At 63.8% G+C, this 17,561-nt stretch carries 16 protein-coding genes; 4 read left to right on the top strand and 12 right to left on the bottom strand.

The genetic code is table 11. The features are described 5' to 3' along the window. Positions 1-24: 24 nt before the first annotated feature. The 3 genes from HU763_RS16760 to HU763_RS16750 all read right to left on the bottom strand — a co-directional run bounded on the left by HU763_RS16760 (position 25) and on the right by HU763_RS16750 (position 3,233). Entirely contained in the window at positions 25-753 is a 729-nt protein-coding gene (locus tag HU763_RS16760) for an aspartate/glutamate racemase family protein (RefSeq protein ID WP_186688465.1), read from the bottom strand. A gap of 16 nt (positions 754-769) precedes the next feature. Then, positions 770-2,302 carry an NCS1 family nucleobase:cation symporter-1 gene (locus HU763_RS16755; RefSeq protein ID WP_186688463.1) on the bottom strand — a complete coding sequence of 511 codons (1,533 nt, stop codon included), beginning with the start codon at positions 2,300-2,302 and terminating at the stop codon, positions 770-772. 493 nt (positions 2,303-2,795) lie between these two features. Further along, positions 2,796-3,233 carry an Lrp/AsnC family transcriptional regulator gene (locus tag HU763_RS16750; RefSeq protein ID WP_186680071.1) on the bottom strand — a complete coding sequence of 146 codons (438 nt, stop codon included), beginning with the start codon at positions 3,231-3,233 and terminating at the stop codon, positions 2,796-2,798. 133 nt (positions 3,234-3,366) lie between these two features. Here HU763_RS16750 and HU763_RS16745 point away from each other — a divergent pair, with 133 nt between their 5' ends. Both HU763_RS16745 and HU763_RS16740 read left to right on the top strand, forming a co-directional pair. Beyond that, the gene (locus HU763_RS16745; protein WP_186688461.1) at positions 3,367-4,266 is read left to right on the top strand and encodes a DMT family transporter; all 900 of its coding nucleotides are present in this window, start codon (positions 3,367-3,369) and stop codon (positions 4,264-4,266) included. Positions 4,267-4,348: 82 nt separating this feature from the next. Then, entirely contained in the window at positions 4,349-5,275 is a 927-nt protein-coding gene (locus tag HU763_RS16740; protein ID WP_186688458.1) for a class I SAM-dependent methyltransferase, read from the top strand. Between the two features lie 46 nt (positions 5,276-5,321). On the opposite strand, the gene HU763_RS16735 is transcribed toward HU763_RS16740, so the two are convergent. From HU763_RS16735 to gcl, 8 genes are all read right to left on the bottom strand, one after another. Then, positions 5,322-6,320: a sulfate ABC transporter substrate-binding protein gene (locus tag HU763_RS16735; protein WP_186688455.1), complete on the bottom strand. Its 999-nt coding sequence runs from the start codon at positions 6,318-6,320 to the stop codon at positions 5,322-5,324. Between the two features lie 104 nt (positions 6,321-6,424). Further along, the gene (locus tag HU763_RS16730) at positions 6,425-7,246 is read right to left on the bottom strand and encodes an ion transporter (protein WP_186688452.1); all 822 of its coding nucleotides are present in this window, start codon (positions 7,244-7,246) and stop codon (positions 6,425-6,427) included. A 45-nt stretch (positions 7,247-7,291) separates the two neighbouring features. After that, entirely contained in the window at positions 7,292-8,164 is an 873-nt protein-coding gene (locus HU763_RS16725) for an urea transporter (RefSeq protein ID WP_186688449.1), read from the bottom strand. Positions 8,165-8,373: 209 nt separating this feature from the next. Then, the gene (pyk, locus tag HU763_RS16720) at positions 8,374-9,789 is read right to left on the bottom strand and encodes a pyruvate kinase (RefSeq protein WP_186688446.1); all 1,416 of its coding nucleotides are present in this window, start codon (positions 9,787-9,789) and stop codon (positions 8,374-8,376) included. Next, positions 9,786-11,060, bottom strand: coding sequence for a glycerate kinase type-2 family protein (locus HU763_RS16715; RefSeq protein ID WP_186688443.1), 1,275 nt, complete (start codon positions 11,058-11,060; stop codon positions 9,786-9,788). The genes pyk and HU763_RS16715 overlap by 4 nt, the downstream gene beginning before the upstream one ends. 258 nt (positions 11,061-11,318) lie before the next feature. Beyond that, positions 11,319-12,212, bottom strand: a complete 894-nt coding sequence (locus tag HU763_RS16710; RefSeq protein ID WP_170031019.1) for a 2-hydroxy-3-oxopropionate reductase — start codon at positions 12,210-12,212, stop codon at positions 11,319-11,321. Positions 12,213-12,364: 152 nt separating this feature from the next. Next, positions 12,365-13,147 (bottom strand): hydroxypyruvate isomerase, encoded by a 783-nt coding sequence (gene hyi / locus HU763_RS16705; protein WP_186688440.1) that lies wholly within the window; start codon positions 13,145-13,147, stop codon positions 12,365-12,367. A gap of 69 nt (positions 13,148-13,216) precedes the next feature. Beyond that, entirely contained in the window at positions 13,217-14,992 is a 1,776-nt protein-coding gene (gcl, locus tag HU763_RS16700; protein ID WP_186688437.1) for a glyoxylate carboligase, read from the bottom strand. A 256-nt stretch (positions 14,993-15,248) separates the two neighbouring features. Between gcl and HU763_RS16695 the strand changes: the two genes are divergently transcribed. Continuing rightward, the gene (locus tag HU763_RS16695; protein ID WP_170031013.1) at positions 15,249-15,689 is read left to right on the top strand and encodes a GlcG/HbpS family heme-binding protein; all 441 of its coding nucleotides are present in this window, start codon (positions 15,249-15,251) and stop codon (positions 15,687-15,689) included. Between the two features lie 123 nt (positions 15,690-15,812). Here the strand turns inward: HU763_RS16695 and HU763_RS16690 are convergent, their stop codons facing one another. After that, positions 15,813-16,424 (bottom strand): TetR/AcrR family transcriptional regulator, encoded by a 612-nt coding sequence (locus HU763_RS16690; RefSeq protein WP_013973538.1) that lies wholly within the window; start codon positions 16,422-16,424, stop codon positions 15,813-15,815. Positions 16,425-16,556: 132 nt separating this feature from the next. On the opposite strand from HU763_RS16690, the gene HU763_RS16685 reads away from it, so the two are divergent. Continuing rightward, a complete protein-coding gene (locus tag HU763_RS16685; RefSeq protein WP_186688435.1) occupies positions 16,557-17,471 on the top strand; it encodes a DUF808 domain-containing protein in 915 nt (304 codons plus the stop codon). Positions 17,472-17,561: the final 90 nt, after the last annotated feature.

The following is a 17,561-nucleotide window of genomic DNA, read 5'->3' as shown; positions in this document are numbered from 1 at the left end:
GTGACGGATTGACCGTACCAGGGATCAACGACCGCAGCGCATCGGCCAACCCAGCACCTTCTTCGCCCGCGGCGTGGCATAGGTACGCACCTTGGAGGTACTCAGGCCCATGCGCACCAGTGCTTCGGCAACGGTTACCGCCGCGCTGACGCCATCCACTACCGGCACGCCCGTGCGCAGGCGGATCTGCTCGTCCAGCCCGGCCATGCCGCCGCAACCCAGGCAGATCACCTCGGCCTTGTCATCTTGCACGGCGCGCTCGGCCTGCTCGACGATCGCCGCCACGGCGCGTTGCGGGTCGGCTTCCAGTTCCAGCACCGCCAGGCCACTGGCGCGCACCGAGGCGCAGCGGTCGTACAGCCCGGACAACTTCAGGCGGTCTTCGATCAGCGGCACGGTGCGGTCCAGGGTGGTGACCACCGAATAGGCGTGGCCCAGGTACATCGCGGTGCTGGCGGCAGCGTCGGTGATGTCCACCACCGGTGCGTCCAGCAACTCCTGCAGGCCCTCGCGGCCATGCTCGCCATAGCCGGCCTGGATCACCGCATCGTACGGGCCGTCGTAGGCCAGCACCCGGTCCATCACGGCGATGGCGGCCAGGTAGCTTTCGAAATTGCCTTCCACCGATTCGGCGCCGAACCATGGGGTCAGGCCGATGATTTCGGTACCGGGCGCGGCCACGCTGCGGGCCTGTTCGGCGATGGCTTCGGTGATGGCTGCGGTGGTGTTGACGTTGGCAATCAGGATACGCATGTGTAGCCCTCCCTGGTCAGTGGCTGCTGTGGTCGACGGCGATGCATTCGCCGCTGACGTCGTGGTATTGGCGGTTGCGTGGCGCGATCAGCAGGTACACCGCAGCGGCGATGCCGGCGCCGATCAGCCAGGAGAACGGCGCGATGCCATGGAAGTTGGGCACCAGGGCCAGGACGATGGCCAGCAGTGCGGCCGGCACGAAGGCGGCCACGGCGCGCAGGTTGATGCCCTTGCTGTAGTGGTAGGCCCCGGCCGGGTGCTCGGTGTACAGCTCCGGCACGTTGATGCGGCCTTTGCGCAGCAACCAGTAGTCGGCCATGATCACCCCGTACAGCGGGCCGAGCAGCGCGCCCAGGCCGGACAGGAAGTACACGATCACCAGTGGGCTGTTGTACAGGTTCCACGGCAGGATCAGCACCGCCAGGGTGGCGCTGATCAGCCCGGCACGGCGGAAGGTCAGGTGGCGCGGCGCCAGGTTGCTGAGCACGAAGGCCGGCGCGACGAAGTTGGCCATGATGTTCACTGCCACGGTGACGATCAGGAAGGCCAGGCAACCGAGCACCAGGAACGGCGTGCTGGGTATGCTGGCGACGATCTGCGTCGGGCTGTCGATGACCTGGCCGTTGATCTGGAACTGCGCACCGCACAGCACCACGGTAATCATGGCGAACACCAGGATGTTCACCGGCAGGCCCCAGAAATTGCCCACGCGAATGGTCTTGCGGCAGGGCGAGGAGCGGGCGAAGTCGCAGAAGTTCAGCACCAGGGTGCCGTAGATGGCCAGCCACAAGGCGCCGCCGGCAAAGATGTTGCGCCACATCTCGTAGCCGCTCAGCGGCGCGGCCACCGACCAGGCGATGCGGGCGTCGGCCTGGACGTACATGAACACCGCCAGGGCGGCAACCGTCAGCAGGATCACCGGGCCGGCGAAGGCCTCGTAGCGGCGCACCATCTCCATGCCGTAGGCGAGGATTACCAGCTGCACCAGCCAGATCGACACGAAGCACACCCAGCCCAGGCTCGACAGGCCGAGGGTGCTGTCGTGGTCGTAGGCGGCCAGGTGCGGCCACACGGCAGTCAGCAGCACCCGCAGCACCACCGATGCCAGGTAGGTCTGGATGCCGAACCAGGCGATGGCGATGACCGCGCGGATCAGTGCCGGGATCTGCGCGCCGTGGATGCCGAAGGCGATGCGGCTGATGACCGGGAACGGCACGCCGGTTTTCTGCCCCATGTAGCCGGACAGGTTCATGAAGAAGTACACCAGCGCTGCGCCGATGGCCAGCGACAGCAGTATCTGCCAGCCACCCAGGCCGAGGGCGAACAAACCCATGGCGAACGAGTAGTTGGCAATGTTGTGCACATCGTTGGTCCACAGCGCAAAGATGCTGTAGCGGCCCCAGCGGCGGCCGTGCAGGCGCGTCGGGGCGAGGTCGCGATTATGCAGGCGTGGGCTCAGGGCAAGTGCCGGCTGGCTGTCGGCAAGTGGCGAGGCGGGGTGGGTGCTGGCGACGGATAGTTCAGGGGCAAGGTCGAGGCTGGTACTCATTCCGGCGGGCTCCTGATGCACGTGGACTGCGATGAGCGGGCATGCGCACGGGCTCGCCATCTCGTCGGTGCAGCGTTGGCATCACTGGGTTCAGGGCGCGGCGGCCGCTGTTGGGCGGCGTCGCGGGTTCTTGTGTATTTATGTTTTGTTCAACTTGTATACAAAACACGAACACACAAAAGCGAGTTCCGTGCCACAGGAACACCAACCAGGTAGATGCCATTATTTTGAATCTGTCGTTACAGCCGATAACTTTATGAAACTTGGAAAATATAATTTGACCGATTGAACAAGTTTAAATTTTTTACGTACTACTTAGTTGATCGATTGGTCAAGCTTTGAGGTGGGTGTGGTGTAACGTATTGGGGCGTTAAATTGGAAAGTGCACACAAAAATGGCACTTATGGTGACATTATTGTGTACAAAAATTAGTCAGCTTTTCTGTGCCGGCGTCTTTGCGGGTTGCGCGCAGAGAGACCGGCTCAGACTTGGTTCAGTCCATCGGCGGCAACCGCCGCTTCACCGGGCTTTTCTTGATGATTGCGGTATTGGTCTCGGCCACCGTATAGAGGCGGTCGAGCAGAGTGTCCAATTGTTCCATCGAACGCACATGCAGCCGGGCAATGAAACAGTCATCGCCGACGACCTTGTCGCACTCGGTGAACTCGGGGATGGCAATGATCTGCCGCTCCACCTCCTGCAACTGCCCGGGCAGCGGGCGGATGCGCACGATCGCCTGCAGCTGGTAGCCAAACGCGCGGGGGTCGACGTCTACGGTGTAACCACGCAACACGCCGCGTTCCTCCAGGCGGCGCAGGCGTTCACTGACGCTGGGCGCTGACAACCCGCTGATCTGTGCCAAGGCCTTGAGCGAACGGCGTGAGTCTTCCATCAGTGCATTGATCAGCAATTGGTCGATGGCATCGGTCATGGTCACCTCGTAAGGTCGTTTGGATGATTTGCCTTGATAGTAAAGGTAGCTCGGCAAATCTACCTTCGATATCCGCTGGAAGGCCTCCCGGAAACATTTGCATACTGTTGCCGTCATCGACAGGAGGTGTGAAATGGATAGTTCGTTGCGCCGTGGTTCGCTGGAAATGGTGGCCGCCATGCTTATTTCCGGGACCATCGGCTGGTTCGTGCTGGTGTCTGGCCAGCCGGTGCTCGAGGTGGTGTTCTGGCGCTGCGTGTTCGGTGCCGTGACCTTGCTGGCCATCTGCGCAGGCTTTGGCTTCTTGCGGCCGGGCGTTATCAGCCGCACGGCATTTCTGCTGGCGATTGCCAGCGGTGTGGCTATCGTCGGCAACTGGGTGCTGTTGTTCGCGTCCTACTCGCGGGCATCGATTGCCATCGGCACGGCGGTGTACAACGTGCAGCCGTTCATGCTGGTGGGGCTGGCGGCGGTGTTCCTGGGCGAAAGGATCACCTTGGCCAAGGTCACCTGGCTGAGCGTGGCGTTCCTCGGCATGCTGGCGATCGTCAGTGCCCATGGCAGCGGGCAGGGTGGTGGTGACGATTATCTGCTGGGCATTGCCCTGGCGCTGGGGGCGGCCTTCCTGTATGCCATCGCGGCACTGATCATCAAGCGCCTGAGCGGCACCCCACCGCACCTGATCGCGTTGATCCAGGTGGCTACCGGCGTGCTGTTGCTGGCGCCTTGGGTCAAGCTGGGCGGGTTGCCGGGCGAAGTGCCGGCGCTGGCCAGCCTGGTGACCTTGGGCATGGTGCACACGGGCTTGATGTATGTGCTGCTGTACAGCGCCATCCAGCGCTTGCCCACGGCATTGACCGGGGCGCTGTCGTTCATCTACCCGATTGCAGCGATATTGGTCGACTGGGTGGCCTTTGGGCATCGTCTGGCACCGCTGCAGTGGCTGGGGGTGGCGCTGATCCTGCTGGCGGCGGCGGGGATGCAGCAGGGCTGGTGGTTCCGGCCCAGGGTGATGGCGGTCAAGGACCACTGAGGCCGCTTTGCGGCTTGCCGGCGATAGGGCGCAAAGCGCCCTCAGCGGGTAGAATGCCGCTTTTGCCAGCTTGCGACCCCTGATGACTTCGCCAATCCAGACTCTTGAGCAACAACTGCTCACCGCCCTCGACCCTGCTCCGCAGGAAACCCGCCGCCTGTTCCACGGTCGTGGCCGTTGCTGGGCGGGCCTGGAGCAGGTCACCGTCGACTGGTTGCAAGGTGTACTGTCAGTGGCCCTGTTCCGCGAGCCGCCCGAAGGTCAACTGGCCGAACTGGAAGCCATGCTGCGCAGCCTCGCCGAGCGCCCACAGTGGACCGGCCAGGCCATCCTCATCCAGCACCGTTACCTGCCCGACAGCCCGGGCCAGTGGCTGCTGGGCGAGCCATGCCAGCAACGCGAAGTGGTCGAAGACGGCCTGACCTACCTGCTCGACCTGGGCGTGCGGCAGAACAACGGCCTGTTCCTCGACATGCGCTATGGCCGACGTTGGGTGCGTGAGCAGGCGGCGGGCAAGCGCGTGCTGAACCTGTTCGCCTATACCTGCGGTTTTTCGGTGGCGGCGATTGCCGGCGGCGCCGAGCAGGTAGTGAACCTGGACATGGCCAAGTCGGCATTGGCGCGTGGGCGCGACAATCATCGACTGAATGGCCATGACCCGTCGCGCGTGGCATACCTGGGGCACGAGTTGTTCAAGTCGTGGGGCAAGGTGCGCAAGTACGGGCCTTATGACCTGATCATCATCGACCCGCCGACCTTCCAGCGCGGCAGCTTCGTGCTGACCCAGGACTACGCGAAGATCCTGCGGCGCTTGCCGGAGCTGTTGAACCCGGGCAGCACGGTGCTGGCGTGCGTCAACGACCCAGGGATCGGGCCGGAGTTTCTGATCGAGGGCATGGCGCAGCAGGCGCCGTCGCTGGCGTTTGTCGAGCGGCTGGAGAACCCGCCCGAGTTTCCCGATGCGGACCCGGCGGGCGGGCTGAAGGCCTTGGTGTTCCGCCAGGGCTGAGGTTGCCTGCACTGGCCGGCGACAGGGCCGGCCAGGCCTGCAGCCATTACTGATTGGTGTAGATCTGGTCGAACACCCCACCATCATTGAAGTGGGTCTCCTGCACGGTGCGCCAGTCGCCGAAGGTCTTCTCCACCGACAGGAAGTCCACTTTCGGGAAGCGGTCGGTGTACTTGGCCAATACCGTTGCATCACGCGGGCGCAGGTAGTTCTGCGCGGCAATTTCCTGGGCCGCTGGCGACCACAGGTACTTCAGGTATTCCTCGGCCACTGCCTGGGTGCCTTTGCGTGCCACGACCTTGTCGACCACGCTCACCGGCGGCTCGGCTTCGGCCGATACGCTTGGGTAGACCACTTCGAACTGGTCGCGGCCAAATTCGCGGGCGATCATCTCGGCTTCGTTCTCGAAGGTCACCAGCACGTCGCCGATCTGGTTGGTCATGAACGTGGTGGTTGCGGCGCGGCCACCGGTGTCGAGCACAGGCGCCTGCTTGAACAGCTTGCCGACGAAGGCCTTGGCCTTGTTCTCGTCGCCGCCTTGCTTGAGTACATAGCCCCAGGCCGACAGGTAGGTGTAGCGACCGTTACCCGAAGTCTTCGGGTTGGGCACGATTACCTGCACGCCGTCCTTGAGCAGGTCGGGCCAGTCCTTCAGGGCTTTCGGGTTGCCCTTGCGCACGATGAACACGGTGGCCGAGGTGAACGGTGCGCTGTTGTTCGGCAGGCGGCTTACCCAGTTGTCCGGCACCAGCTTGCCGTTGTCGGCCAGGGCGTTGATGTCGGTGGCCATGTTCATGGTGATGACGTCGGCCGGCAGCCCATCGATCACTGCACGCGCCTGTTTGCTCGAGCCGCCGAAGGACATCTGCACGTTGACCTTCTCGTTGTGCTCGGCTTCCCAGTGCTTCTGGAAGGCCGGGTTGTAGTCCTTGTAGAAGTCGCGCATCACGTCGTAGGAGACATTGAGCAGGGTGGGGGCGGCCTGGGCAAGGTTGCCCAGGGCAAGGCCTGCGGCGAGCAGCGAGGCGGTGAAGAGTTTTTTCACGTTGCTTCCTTGTTGTCGAAAAGGTATTGGCAATTTGCCTGCGACTATAGCGGGCAGGTCCGTGGCGGTTAAAGAACAAAAAACACTTTGGTTATGCCGCAGTATCACGGCCTGGGAAACAGCGCATTGCCACACCGGGAACAGAACGCTGCCGCAGGTTCATGGTTCTTCTTGCTGCAGGTGGGACAGTCATGTTGCAACTGCTCGCCGCGCATGGCATTGGCCAGCTCGGCGGTGAATATCCCGGTCGGCACGGCGATGATCGAATAACCGATGATCATCACCAGCGAGGAAATCACCTGCCCCAGCGGGGTCTTCGGCACGATATCGCCGAAGCCCACGGTGGTCAGGGTGACGATGGCCCAGTAGATCCCTTTGGGAATGCTGGTGAAACCGTGCTGCGGCCCTTCGATCACGTACATCAGGGTGCCGAACACGGTCACCAGGGTGGAAACGGTGACCAGGAACACGATGATCTTCTGCTTGCTGCCGCGCAGTGCGTCGATCAGGTAATGCGCCTGCTTGAGGTATGGGCTGAGCTTGAGCACGCGGAAAATCCGCAGCATCCGGATCACGCGGATGATCAGCAGGTACTGGGCGTCGCTGTAGTACAGGGCGATGATCCCCGGCACGATCGCCAGCAGGTCGACCAGGCCGTAGAAGCTGAAGGCATAGCGCAGCGGCTTGGGCGAGCAGTACAGGCGGGTGAGGTACTCGGCCAGGAAGATCGCGGTGAAGCCCCATTCGATAGCGGCCAGCAGGCCGGCGTAGCCCTGGTGTACTTCGTCGATGCTATCGAGGATGACGGTGACCAGGCTGGCCAGGATGATCAGCAGTAGGATCTTGTCGAAGCGTCTTCCAGCCACGGTGTCGGTCTGGAAGACGATGACGAAGAGCCGCTCGCGCAGGCTCGCGGGGTTGTTCATGGGCTCGTTCCACAATGGCGATGGGCTGAGCCTAGGGGTTGCCTTTCAGCTGTGCAAGCGGCTGGCGTTGCGTTGCCTGGGCTGGGCCAGGTGGCTGCCCAGGTGCATCAGCCAGCAGGCGGCGACGAAGGGCGCGGTCAGGCCGGGTACCGGCAGCCATTTGAACAGGGAGTGCATCAGCAGGGCGAGGACGATGGCCAGCAACGTCACCCAGGGCTTCTCACCTTGCCTGCTGAAGGCCAGCGCCGCCAATGCCGCGTTGAAGCCGTACAGGCCCAGCCACGCAGCCTGTGCCTGATCGGTGAGCAACGCCAGGCCGCCGCCGAGGGCCGAGCCGATTACGGCCCACAACGCGGCATAGGGGTTGGCAATCGACATGCCGACGATGATCAGCAGGCCGGCCAGCGGCTGGTCGAGCAGGAAGATCTGCCCGACCCCGCGCGCCAGGGCGTACAGCGGGTCGGCTTCGACGAAACCGGCGGGCGAGGGCGTCGCGATCAGCAGGGTGGCCCAGCCGAGCAGCACGAAGGGGGCGGTGTAGGCAACCAGTAGTTTGCCGCCACGCTTGCGCCACTGGTGGGTGATGATGCTGGACAGGCCGCCGACGGCGATGATCAACGGTGGCAGGATGGCCGACCAGGGCAGCACGGCGTTGATCAGGATGCCGACCAGTACGCCGTTGTAGCTGTACAAACCGGCCTGGCGATCGGCGCGGTCGTAGCCGCGGGCCTGGGCGGTGAGCAGGCCGGCGAGGGCGCCGAGCAAGGCGCCACCGACCAGGTCGGGGGCGGTCAGCAGGATGGCCAGCAGGCAGCCCAGGCCGCACAGGGGATTGCGCAGCAGCAGCACCTGGCTGAAGCCGTTGAGCAGCGCCGTGGCCCAGTCGGGGCACGGGTTGACGAAATTCTTGGTGTACATCGGGGCAGTCAGTGAGGTTGATGGGGAGCGGTGGGCCTCTTTGGGCCTCGGGTTTTCCGCCGGTCAGGTATTTCGGTGTTGGGGAGGGCTGCGCCCTCCGATCGCGACGCAAGGCCGCTCCTACAGGGATCGCGCAAGCCTGAAGGTGTCGCGGTCCGTGTAGGAGCGGCCTTGTGTCGCGAAACGGGCGCAAAGCGCCCGCAAAAATCTCAGATCAAGGTCTCGATCCGCAGCGTATTAGTCGACCCCGGCTTGCCGAACGGCACACCGGCGGTGATCAGCAACGTGTCGCCACGGCTGGCCATGCCTTGCGCCTGGGCAATCTCCAAAGCAGTCGAAACCACTTCGTCCACCTGGCGCAGGCGGTCATTGACCACCGAATGTACGCCCCACGCCACGCTCAGGCGGCGTGCAGTGTTCAGGTTCGGCGTCAGGTTGAGGATCGGTGCCCGCGGGCGCTCGCGCGCAGCTCGCAAGGTCGAGGCGCCCGACTCGCTGTAATTGACCAGCACTGCCACCGGCAGGATGCCGCTGATCCGGCGGATCGCGCAGCTGATGGCGTCCGACACGGTGGCTTCGGCCTTCGGCCGACCCACGTCGAGCTGGGCCTGGTAGTCCGGGCCATTCTCCACCTGGCGGATGATCTTGCTCATCATCTGCACGGCTTCCAGCGGGTAGTCACCCGAGGCGGTCTCGGCCGACAGCATCACCGCGTCGGCACCCTCGGCCACGGCGTTGGCCACGTCGGTGACTTCGGCACGGGTCGGGGCCGGCGAGAAGCGCATGGATTCGAGCATCTGCGTGGCCACCACCACCGGTTTGCCCAGCTGGCGGCAGGTGCCGATGATGCGCTTCTGGATCTGCGGCACGCTTTCCGCCGGCACTTCCACGCCGAGGTCGCCACGGGCCACCATGATCGCGTCCGACAGCTCGGCGATGGCTTGCAGTTGCTCGACTGCCGAGGGCTTCTCGATCTTCGCCATCAGGTAGGCACGGTCACCGATCAGTTGGCGTGCCTCAATGATGTCTTCCGGACGCTGGACGAACGACAGGGCCACCCAGTCCACACCCAGTTCCAGGCCGAAGGCCAGGTCGCGGCGGTCTTTCTCGGTGAGCGGCGAGAGGTCGAGTACCGCTTGCGGCACGTTGACCCCTTTGCGGTCGGACAGTTCGCCACCGGCCAGCACTTCGGTGTCGATGGCGTCGCTGTGCTTGGCCGTGACGCGCAGGCGCAGCTTGCCGTCGTCGAGCAGCAGGTCCATGCCTGGTTCGAGGGCGGCAATGATTTCGGGGTGCGGCAGGTTCACCCGGCGGCTGTCGCCCGGGGCCTTGTCCAGGTCCAGGCGCAGGGCCTGGCCGCGTTGCAGCTGGACCTTGCCTTCGGCAAAGCGGCCAACGCGCAGCTTCGGCCCTTGCAGGTCCATGAGAATGCCCAGCGGGTAGTTCAGTTGCTGCTCGACCTCGCGAATCCACTGGTAGCGCAGGGCGTGGTCGGCGTGTTCGCCGTGGCTGAAGTTGAGGCGGAAGATGTTCACCCCGGCTTCGACCAGTTGGCGGATATCGTCGATGCCTTTGATCGCAGGGCCGAGGGTGGCGAGGATCTTAACTTTTTTATCAGGCGTCATGATTGGGCAGTCTCGAGAATCAGGATGGCGCGGAAGTCGTTGACGTTGGTGCGGGTTGGCTCGGTGACGATCAGTGCATCCAGCGCGGCGAAATAGCCGTAGCCGTTGTTGTTGTCCAGCTCGTCGCTGGCCGACAGGCCCAGCGCTTCGGCGCGGGCGTAGCTGCTCGGGGTCATGAAGGCGCCGGCGTTATCTTCCGAGCCATCGATGCCGTCGGTGTCGCCGGCCAGGGCATACACCCCTGGCAGGCCCTTGAGGCTCTCGGTCAGGCTGAGCAGAAATTCGGCGTTGCGCCCGCCACGGCCATTGCCACGTACGGTGACGGTGGTTTCGCCGCCGGACAGGATCACGCATGGCGCCTTCAGCGGCTGGCCATGCTGGACGATCTGCCGGGTGATGCCGGCATGCACCTTGGCCACTTCGCGCGACTCGCCTTCCAGGTCGCCGAGGATCAGCGGGCTGAACCCGGCCTGGCGTGCCTTGACTGCAGCGGCCTCGAGCGACTGCTGGGGCTTGGCGATCAGCTGGAAGTGGCTGCGGGCCAGGGCCGGGTCATCGGCCTTGACGGTTTCCGAGGCCGGGTTGTTGAGCCAGTCGATGACCGCTTTGGGGGCCTCGATGTTGTAGCGCTTGAGGATGGCCAGGGCATCAGCCGAGGTGCTCGGGTCGGCCACGGTGGGGCCGGACGCGATCACCGTGGCGAGGTCGCCGGGAACATCGGAAATGGCATAGGTGTAGACCGTGGCCGGCCAGCAGGCCTTGGCCAGGCGGCCGCCCTTGATCGCCGAGAGGTGCTTGCGCACGCAGTTCATCTCGCCGATGGTGGCGCCGGACTTGAGCAGCGCCTTGTTGATCTGTTGCTTGTCGGCCAGGGTAAGGCCCTCGGCAGGCAGGGCCAGCAACGCCGAACCACCGCCAGACAGCAGGAAGATGACGCGGTCGTCTTCGTTGAGGTCGCTGACCAGGTCCAGCACGCGCTTGGCCACGGCCAGGCCGGCGGCATCGGGGACCGGGTGAGCGGCTTCGACCACTTCGATCTTCTGGCAGTTGGCGCCATGGCCGTATCGGGTGACGACCAGGCCGGAGACTTCGCCCTGCCAGCTTTTTTCGACCACTTCGGCCATGGCGGCGGCGGCCTTGCCGGCGCCGATGACGATGACCCGGCCGCTACGGTCGGCGGGCAGGTAGGGTTCGAGGACTTGGCGCGGGTGGGCGGCGGCGATGGCTGTGTCGAACAGCTCGCGGAGAAGTTTTTGCGGATCGACCGACATGGCAGGCTCCCAGTTTATTGTTGTTCGCACAATCAAGAACGCCCCTGGAACTGCCTCCGTGCAGGCCGAACCAGGGGCGGGTGTTGCTCGGGTTCACCGCTGGGACTGTGGTCGCAGGTTCAACGGTGTGGATCTGGAATCCTGGGGGCGCTTTGCGCCCCTTTCGCGACGCAAGGCCGCTCCTACAAGGGATCGCGTACCGCTTGCAGGAGCGGCCTTGTGTCGCGAAAGGGCTGCGCGGCAGCCCCCGGATTCGCATTACTTGTCGTCGCGGATCGAGAAGTTGGCCATGTGCTCCAGGCCTTTGATCAGCGCCGAGTGGTCCCAGTTACCGCCGCCCAGGGCCTGGCAGGTGTTGAACACTTGCTGGGCATTGGAAGTGTTGGGCAGGTTGATGCCCAATTCCTTGGCGCCTTGCAGGGCCAGGTTGAGGTCCTTCTGGTGCAGGTTGATGCGGAAGCCTGGGTCGAAGGTGCCCTTGATCATGCGCTCGGCATGCACTTCGAGGATCTTCGACGAGGCGAAGCCACCCATCAGCGCTTCACGCACCTTGGCAGGATCGGCACCATTCCTGGCGGCGAACAGCAGGGCTTCGGCCACGGCCTGGATGTTCAGGGCAACGATGATCTGGTTGGCCACCTTGGCGGTCTGGCCGTCGCCGTTGCCACCCACGCGGGTGATGTTCTTGCCCATGGCTTCGAACAGCGGCAGGGTGCGCTCGAAGGCCTTCGGGCAGCCGCCGACCATGATGCTCAGGGTCGCGGCCTTGGCACCCACTTCACCACCGGATACCGGGGCGTCCAGGTAGGCAGCGCCAGTGGCCTTGATCTTTTCGGCAAAGGCTTTGGTCGCGGTCGGCGAGATCGAGCTCATGTCGATCACTACCTTGTTCGGGCCCACGCCCTCGGCCACGCCGTTTTCACCGAACAGGACGCTTTCGACCTGTGGGGTGTCCGGCACCATGATGATGATGAACTCGGCTTCCTGGGCCACTTCTTTCGGGTTGGCCAGGGCCACTGCGCCAGCGGCGATCAGGTCGGCTGGGGCGGCGTCGTGGTGGGTGGAAACGAAGATGCTGTGACCTGCCTTTTGCAGGTTCTGCGCCATGGGCTTGCCCATGATGCCGGTGCCGAGGAAACCGATTTTAGCCATGAGAATGTGCCTCTTTGTATTTGTGATATCTCAAGCGAGCCTTGGCCCCCTGTGGGAGCGGGCTTGCCCGCGACGCAGACAACTCGGTGGGTGGCACCGGCTTCGCCGGTGTTCGCGGGCATGCCCGCTCCCACAGTGTTCCGCGTTGTTTCTTAAATTGCGTTATGGGTCTTCAGCCAGCCCAGGCCCGCTTCGGTGGTGGTCAGCGGCTTGTACTCCGCGCCCACCCAGCCCTGGTAGCCGATGCGGTCCAGGTGCTCGAACAGGAAGCGGTAGTTGATCTCGCCGGTGCCGGGTTCGTTACGGCCCGGGTTGTCGGCCAGCTGGATGTGGTTGATCAGCTTCAGGTTGGCTTCCATGGTGCGTGCCAGGTCACCTTCCATGATCTGCATGTGGTAGATGTCGTACTGCAGGAACAGGTTGTCGCTGCCCACTTCGGCCTGGATTTCCAGGGCCTGTTTGGTGGTGTTCAGGTAGAAGCCGGGGATGTCGCGGGTGTTGATCATTTCCATGACCAGGCGGATCCCGGCGGCTTTCAGCTTGTCGGCGGCGTAGCGCAGGTTCTCCACGAAGGTCTTGCGCACGGTGGCGCAGTCCGGGCCTTGTGGGCGAATGCCGGCCAGGCAGTTGACCTGGGTGTTGCCCAGCATCTTGGCGTATTCGATGGCCTTGTCGACCCCGGCGCGGAACTCCGCGACGCGGTCCGGGTGGCAGGCGATGCCACGCTCGCCTTTGGCCCAGTCGCCGGCCGGCAGGTTGAACAGCACCTGGGTCAGGCCGTTGGCCTCCAGCTGCTGCTTGATCTCGGCGGCGCTGAAGTCATACGGGAAGAGGTATTCGACGCCGCTGAAACCAGCATCGGCGGCAGCCTTGAAGCGGGCCAGGAAGTCCTGTTCGGTGAACAGCATGGACAGGTTGGCAGCGAAGCGAGGCATGGTGTGTCTCCTTGCGGTGAAGGCCCCCGGCGCCCCTGCAACAGGGGCCGGCACGGGGGCGTCAGGCGATCAGTCCAGCAGCGAGATGGCGGTTGGCGCGTCGTTGCCGACCAGGGCCAGGTCTTCGAACTCGTTGACCGCGTTGATCTCGGTGCCCATGGAAATGTTGGTGACGCGCTCGAGAATCACTTCGACCACCACCGGCACACGGAACTCTTCGGCCATCTTCTGTGCCTTGAGCAGGGCAGGGGCGATGTCTGCCGGCTCGAACACGCGGATGGCCTTGCAGCCCAGGCCCTCGACCACGGCAACGTGGTCGACACCGTAGGTGGCGGCGTCGGTGGCGTTGATGTTCTCGAACGCCAGTTGTACACAGTAATCCATGTCGAAGCCACGCTGTGCCTGACGGATCAGGCCGAGGTAGGCGTTGTTCACCAGCACGTGCACGTACGGCAGGTTGAACTGCGCGCCCACCGCCAGTTCTTCGATCATGAACTGGAAGTCGTAGTCACCCGACAGCGCGACCACCTTGCGTTTCGGGTCGGCCTTGACCACGCCCAGGGCAGCAGGGATGGTCCAGCCCAGCGGGCCGGCCTGGCCGCAGTTGATCCAGTGGCGTGGCTTGTACACGTGCAGGAACTGCGCACCGGCGATCTGCGACAAGCCGATGGTGCTGACGTAGCAGGTGTCCTTGCCGAACACCTGGTTCATCTCTTCGTAAACGCGTTGCGGCTTGACCGGCACGTTGTCGAAGTGGGTCTTGCGCTGCAGGCTGGCCTTGCGCTGCTGGCAGTCTTCCAGCCAGGCCTTGCGGCACTTCAGCTTGCCTGCGGCTTTCCACTCGCGGGCCACTTCGAGGAACACGTCCAGCGCCTTGCCGGCGTCGGAAACGATACCCAGGTCGGGGGTGAACACCCGGCCGATCTGGGTCGGCTCGATGTCGACGTGGATGAACTTGCGGCCTTCGGTGTAGACGTCGACCGAGCCGGTGTGGCGGTTGGCCCAACGGTTACCGATGCCGAACACCAGGTCGGATTTCAGCAGGGTGGCGTTGCCATAGCGGTGCGAGGTCTGCAGGCCGACCATGCCGACCATCTGCGCGTGGTCGTCAGGGATGGTGCCCCAGCCCATCAGGGTCGGGATGACCGGTACGCCGGTCAGTTCGGCGAACTCGACCAGCTTGTCGCTGGCGTCGGCGTTGATGACCCCACCACCGGCAACCAGCAACGGGCGCTCGGCGTCATTGAGCAGGGCCAGGGCTTTTTCGGCCTGTACCCGGGTGGCGGACGGCTTGTGCACGGGCAGCGGTTCGTAGGCGTCGATGTCGAACTCGATCTCGGCCATCTGCACGTCGAACGGCAGGTCGATCAGTACCGGGCCTGGGCGGCCGGTGCGCATTTCATAGAAGGCTTTCTGGAACGCATAAGGCACCTGGCCTGGCTCCAGAACGGTAGTGGCCCACTTGGTTACCGGCTTGACGATGTTGGTGATGTCGACCGCCTGGAAGTCTTCCTTGTGCAGGCGCGCGCGCGGCGCCTGGCCGGTGATGCAGAGGATCGGGATGGAGTCGGCCGAGGCACTGTACAGGCCGGTGACCATGTCGGTGCCGGCTGGGCCGGAGGTACCGATGCACACGCCGATGTTGCCCGGGTTGGCGCGGGTATAACCCTCGGCCATGTGCGAGGCGCCTTCGACGTGGCGAGCGAGGACGTGATCGATGCCACCGACTTTCTTCAGGGCCGAGTACAACGGGTTGATGGCAGCCCCCGGGATGCCGAACGCGGTATCTACACCTTCACGGCGCATGACCAGAACGGCTGCATCGATTGCTCTCATTTTGCTCATGGTTTGTGCCTCATCGATTTTGTAATTGTATACAACTTGCTTTGCGCCAGAGTGTATTCATGGCTGGCCGCTCAGGTCAACGGGTTTTCGTCGGCAGTGGATGCTTTCGTTCGAGCGCCCAAGAAAACGGGCGTTTGCATCATCGCATACGATCGTTTCAAAATATTGTATACAAAAATGCAACTCGTTGTGTTCTATTGGTCCTATTGTTTTCAACTGCCCTCAGGGCTTCTCACAACAAGAAGAGGACCTTTCCATGAACGCTTTGAACCTGAAAGTCGCGGTCAGCCTGGTGAATGCCGCGCTGGCGGCGGGCCGCAAGATCAATGCTGCACCGCTGACCGTGGCGGTACTGGACGCCGGCGGCCACCTGCTGGCGCTGCAACGCGAAGACGGTGCCAGCCTGATTCGCCCGCAGGTGGCTACTGGCAAGGCCTGGGGCGCGATTGCGCTGGGCAAGGGCTCGCGCTTGCTGGCGCTGGATGCGCAGCAACGGCCAGCGTTCTTTGCCGCGCTGAACGGCTTGGGTGAACGGCCGGTGGTGCCGGCGCCGGGTGGCGTGCTGGTGCGTGATCAGGACGGCAAGGTGCTGGGTGCCGTAGGGATCAGCGGGGATACGTCGGATATCGACGAGCAGTGCGCGATCAGTGCGATCGAGGAGGTGGGGTTGAGAGCGGATGCCGGTGTAGCAGCCTGATTCTCTATTGCCTGTTCAGGCCTATTCGCGGGTGAACCCGCTCCCACAGGACCATCACAGGCTTAGAAGCTCATGGTGCCTCTGTGGGAACGGGTTCATCCGCGCAGCAGCCAGCGCCGAGGGTCAGGCCACCTCGGGCTCACACCCCTTGAGTACCATGCGGATGATGGTCTCCGCCGCAGCGTCATAATCGCTGTCGGCCAGCTTGGCCTTGCCGGTCACCGCCGAGATCTGCCAGTCGAAATCGGCATAGGTCTGGGTCGCTGCCCAGATGCTGAACATCAGGTGATGCGCGTCGACGTGGGCGATCTGCCCGCGGTCGATCCAGCGCTGGATGCATTCGATGTTGTGCCGGGCCTGCTCGTTCAACTGCGCCACCTGGTTCGGCGACAGGTGCGGGGCACCGTGCATGATCTCGCTGGCGAACACCTTGGACGCATGCGGCAGGTCGCGCGAAATGCGGATCTTCGAGCGAATGTAGGCACTCAGCACTTCTTTCGGGTCGCCGTCGGCATTGAACGGGGTCGACGCCTGCATGATCGGCGCGATGATGCTTTCCAGCACCTCGCGGTAGAGGTTGTCCTTGGACTTGAAGTAATAATACACGTTCGGCTTGGGCAGGCCGGCCTTGGCCGCGATATCGCTGGTCTTGGTGGCGGCGAAGCCCTTGTCGGCGAATTCCTCGCTGGCCGCGCGCAGGATCAGTTCCTTGTTGCGCTCGCGAATGGTGCTCATGGTCAGGGATCTTCCTCGTGTCTGGCCACCTCTAAGAGGGATCGGGCATGGTAGCACCGGGCTCGACGGGGGCTCAAGGCAGCGGCTTTGCGCTAGAATCGGCAGCATTCATTCATCCGGAAGCAGACAAACATGGCAGGAAGCAGTCTACTGGTACTGATCGACGACATCGCCACGGTGCTCGATGACGTCTCGCTGATGACCAAGGTCGCGGCAAAAAAGACCGCAGGGGTGCTGGGCGATGACCTGGCGCTGAACGCCCAGCAGGTCACCGGCGTGCGCGCCGATCGCGAGCTGCCGGTGGTGTGGGCGGTGGCCAAAGGGTCGTTGGTGAACAAGGCCATCCTGGTACCGGCGGCGCTGTTGATCAGTGCGTTCATTCCCTGGGCGGTGATACCGCTGCTGATGCTCGGCGGTGCCTACCTGTGCTTTGAGGGCTTCGAGAAGCTGGCGCACAAGTTCCTGCACAGCAAGGAGGAGGATGAGGCGCAGCACGAGGCCCACAAGGAAGCTGTGGCGGACGCCAATGTCGACCTGGTGGCGTACGAGAAAACCAAGATCAAGGGCGCGGTGCGCACCGACTTCATCCTTTCGGCGGAAATCATCGCCATTACCCTGGGCATCGTCGCTGACTCACCGTTGAGCCAGCAGATCATCGTGCTGTCGGGCATCGCGGTGGTCATGACCATCGGTGTGTACGGGCTGGTGGGCGGCATCGTCAAGCTCGATGACCTCGGGCTGTGGATGACCCGCAAGGCATCACGCCTGGCCCAGGCGGTGGGTAACGGCATCTTGTGGGCCGCGCCGTACATGATGAAGAGCCTGTCGGTGATCGGCACTGCGGCGATGTTCCTGGTCGGCGGCGGAATCCTGGTGCATGGCATCGCGCCGCTGCATCACGCCATCGAGGCGATCAGTGAAGGGCGTGGCGGGGCGTTGACCGTAGCGCTGCTGAATGGCGGCGTCGGGGTTGTGGCCGGTGCGGTGGTGCTGGCCCTGGTAAGCCTGGCAGGGAAACTGTGGCGGGCGGTTCGGCCGGCCAATTGAGGTGCGTGGCCGGGGCGTAGCCCCGGTTCGCGGGTAAACCCGCTCCTACACGGTGCGCTGCGCCTGTGGGAGCGAGGTTGGTAGCGAATG

Origin of the sequence: Pseudomonas anuradhapurensis, from assembly GCF_014269225.2 — a bacterium.
Classification (GTDB): domain Bacteria; phylum Pseudomonadota; class Gammaproteobacteria; order Pseudomonadales; family Pseudomonadaceae; genus Aquipseudomonas; species Aquipseudomonas anuradhapurensis.
Note: the sequence above shows the minus strand (reverse complement) of the source record. Positions and strands in the feature narration are given on the sequence as shown.

What these genes read in the sequence shown, in the direction of transcription:
- HU763_RS16760 (WP_186688465.1), bottom strand. Translation starts at nt 753, where the DNA reads ATGCGTATCCTGATTGCCAACGTCAACACCACCGCAGCCATCACCGAA.
- HU763_RS16690 (WP_013973538.1), bottom strand. Translation starts at nt 16,424, where the DNA reads ATGAGCACCATTCGCGAGCGCAACAAGGAACTGATCCTGCGCGCGGCC.
- pyk (WP_186688446.1), bottom strand. Translation starts at nt 9,789, where the DNA reads ATGACGCCTGATAAAAAAGTTAAGATCCTCGCCACCCTCGGCCCTGCG.
- HU763_RS16755 (WP_186688463.1), bottom strand. Translation starts at nt 2,302, where the DNA reads ATGAGTACCAGCCTCGACCTTGCCCCTGAACTATCCGTCGCCAGCACC.
- HU763_RS16730 (WP_186688452.1), bottom strand. Translation starts at nt 7,246, where the DNA reads ATGAACAACCCCGCGAGCCTGCGCGAGCGGCTCTTCGTCATCGTCTTC.
- HU763_RS16725 (WP_186688449.1), bottom strand. Translation starts at nt 8,164, where the DNA reads ATGTACACCAAGAATTTCGTCAACCCGTGCCCCGACTGGGCCACGGCG.
- gcl (WP_186688437.1), bottom strand. Translation starts at nt 14,992, where the DNA reads ATGAGCAAAATGAGAGCAATCGATGCAGCCGTTCTGGTCATGCGCCGT.
- HU763_RS16745 (WP_186688461.1), top strand. Translation starts at nt 3,367, where the DNA reads ATGGATAGTTCGTTGCGCCGTGGTTCGCTGGAAATGGTGGCCGCCATG.
- HU763_RS16710 (WP_170031019.1), bottom strand. Translation starts at nt 12,212, where the DNA reads ATGGCTAAAATCGGTTTCCTCGGCACCGGCATCATGGGCAAGCCCATG.
- HU763_RS16740 (WP_186688458.1), top strand. Translation starts at nt 4,349, where the DNA reads ATGACTTCGCCAATCCAGACTCTTGAGCAACAACTGCTCACCGCCCTC.
- hyi (WP_186688440.1), bottom strand. Translation starts at nt 13,147, where the DNA reads ATGCCTCGCTTCGCTGCCAACCTGTCCATGCTGTTCACCGAACAGGAC.
- HU763_RS16750 (WP_186680071.1), bottom strand. Translation starts at nt 3,233, where the DNA reads ATGACCGATGCCATCGACCAATTGCTGATCAATGCACTGATGGAAGAC.
- HU763_RS16695 (WP_170031013.1), top strand. Translation starts at nt 15,249, where the DNA reads ATGAACGCTTTGAACCTGAAAGTCGCGGTCAGCCTGGTGAATGCCGCG.
- HU763_RS16715 (WP_186688443.1), bottom strand. Translation starts at nt 11,060, where the DNA reads ATGTCGGTCGATCCGCAAAAACTTCTCCGCGAGCTGTTCGACACAGCC.
- HU763_RS16685 (WP_186688435.1), top strand. Translation starts at nt 16,557, where the DNA reads ATGGCAGGAAGCAGTCTACTGGTACTGATCGACGACATCGCCACGGTG.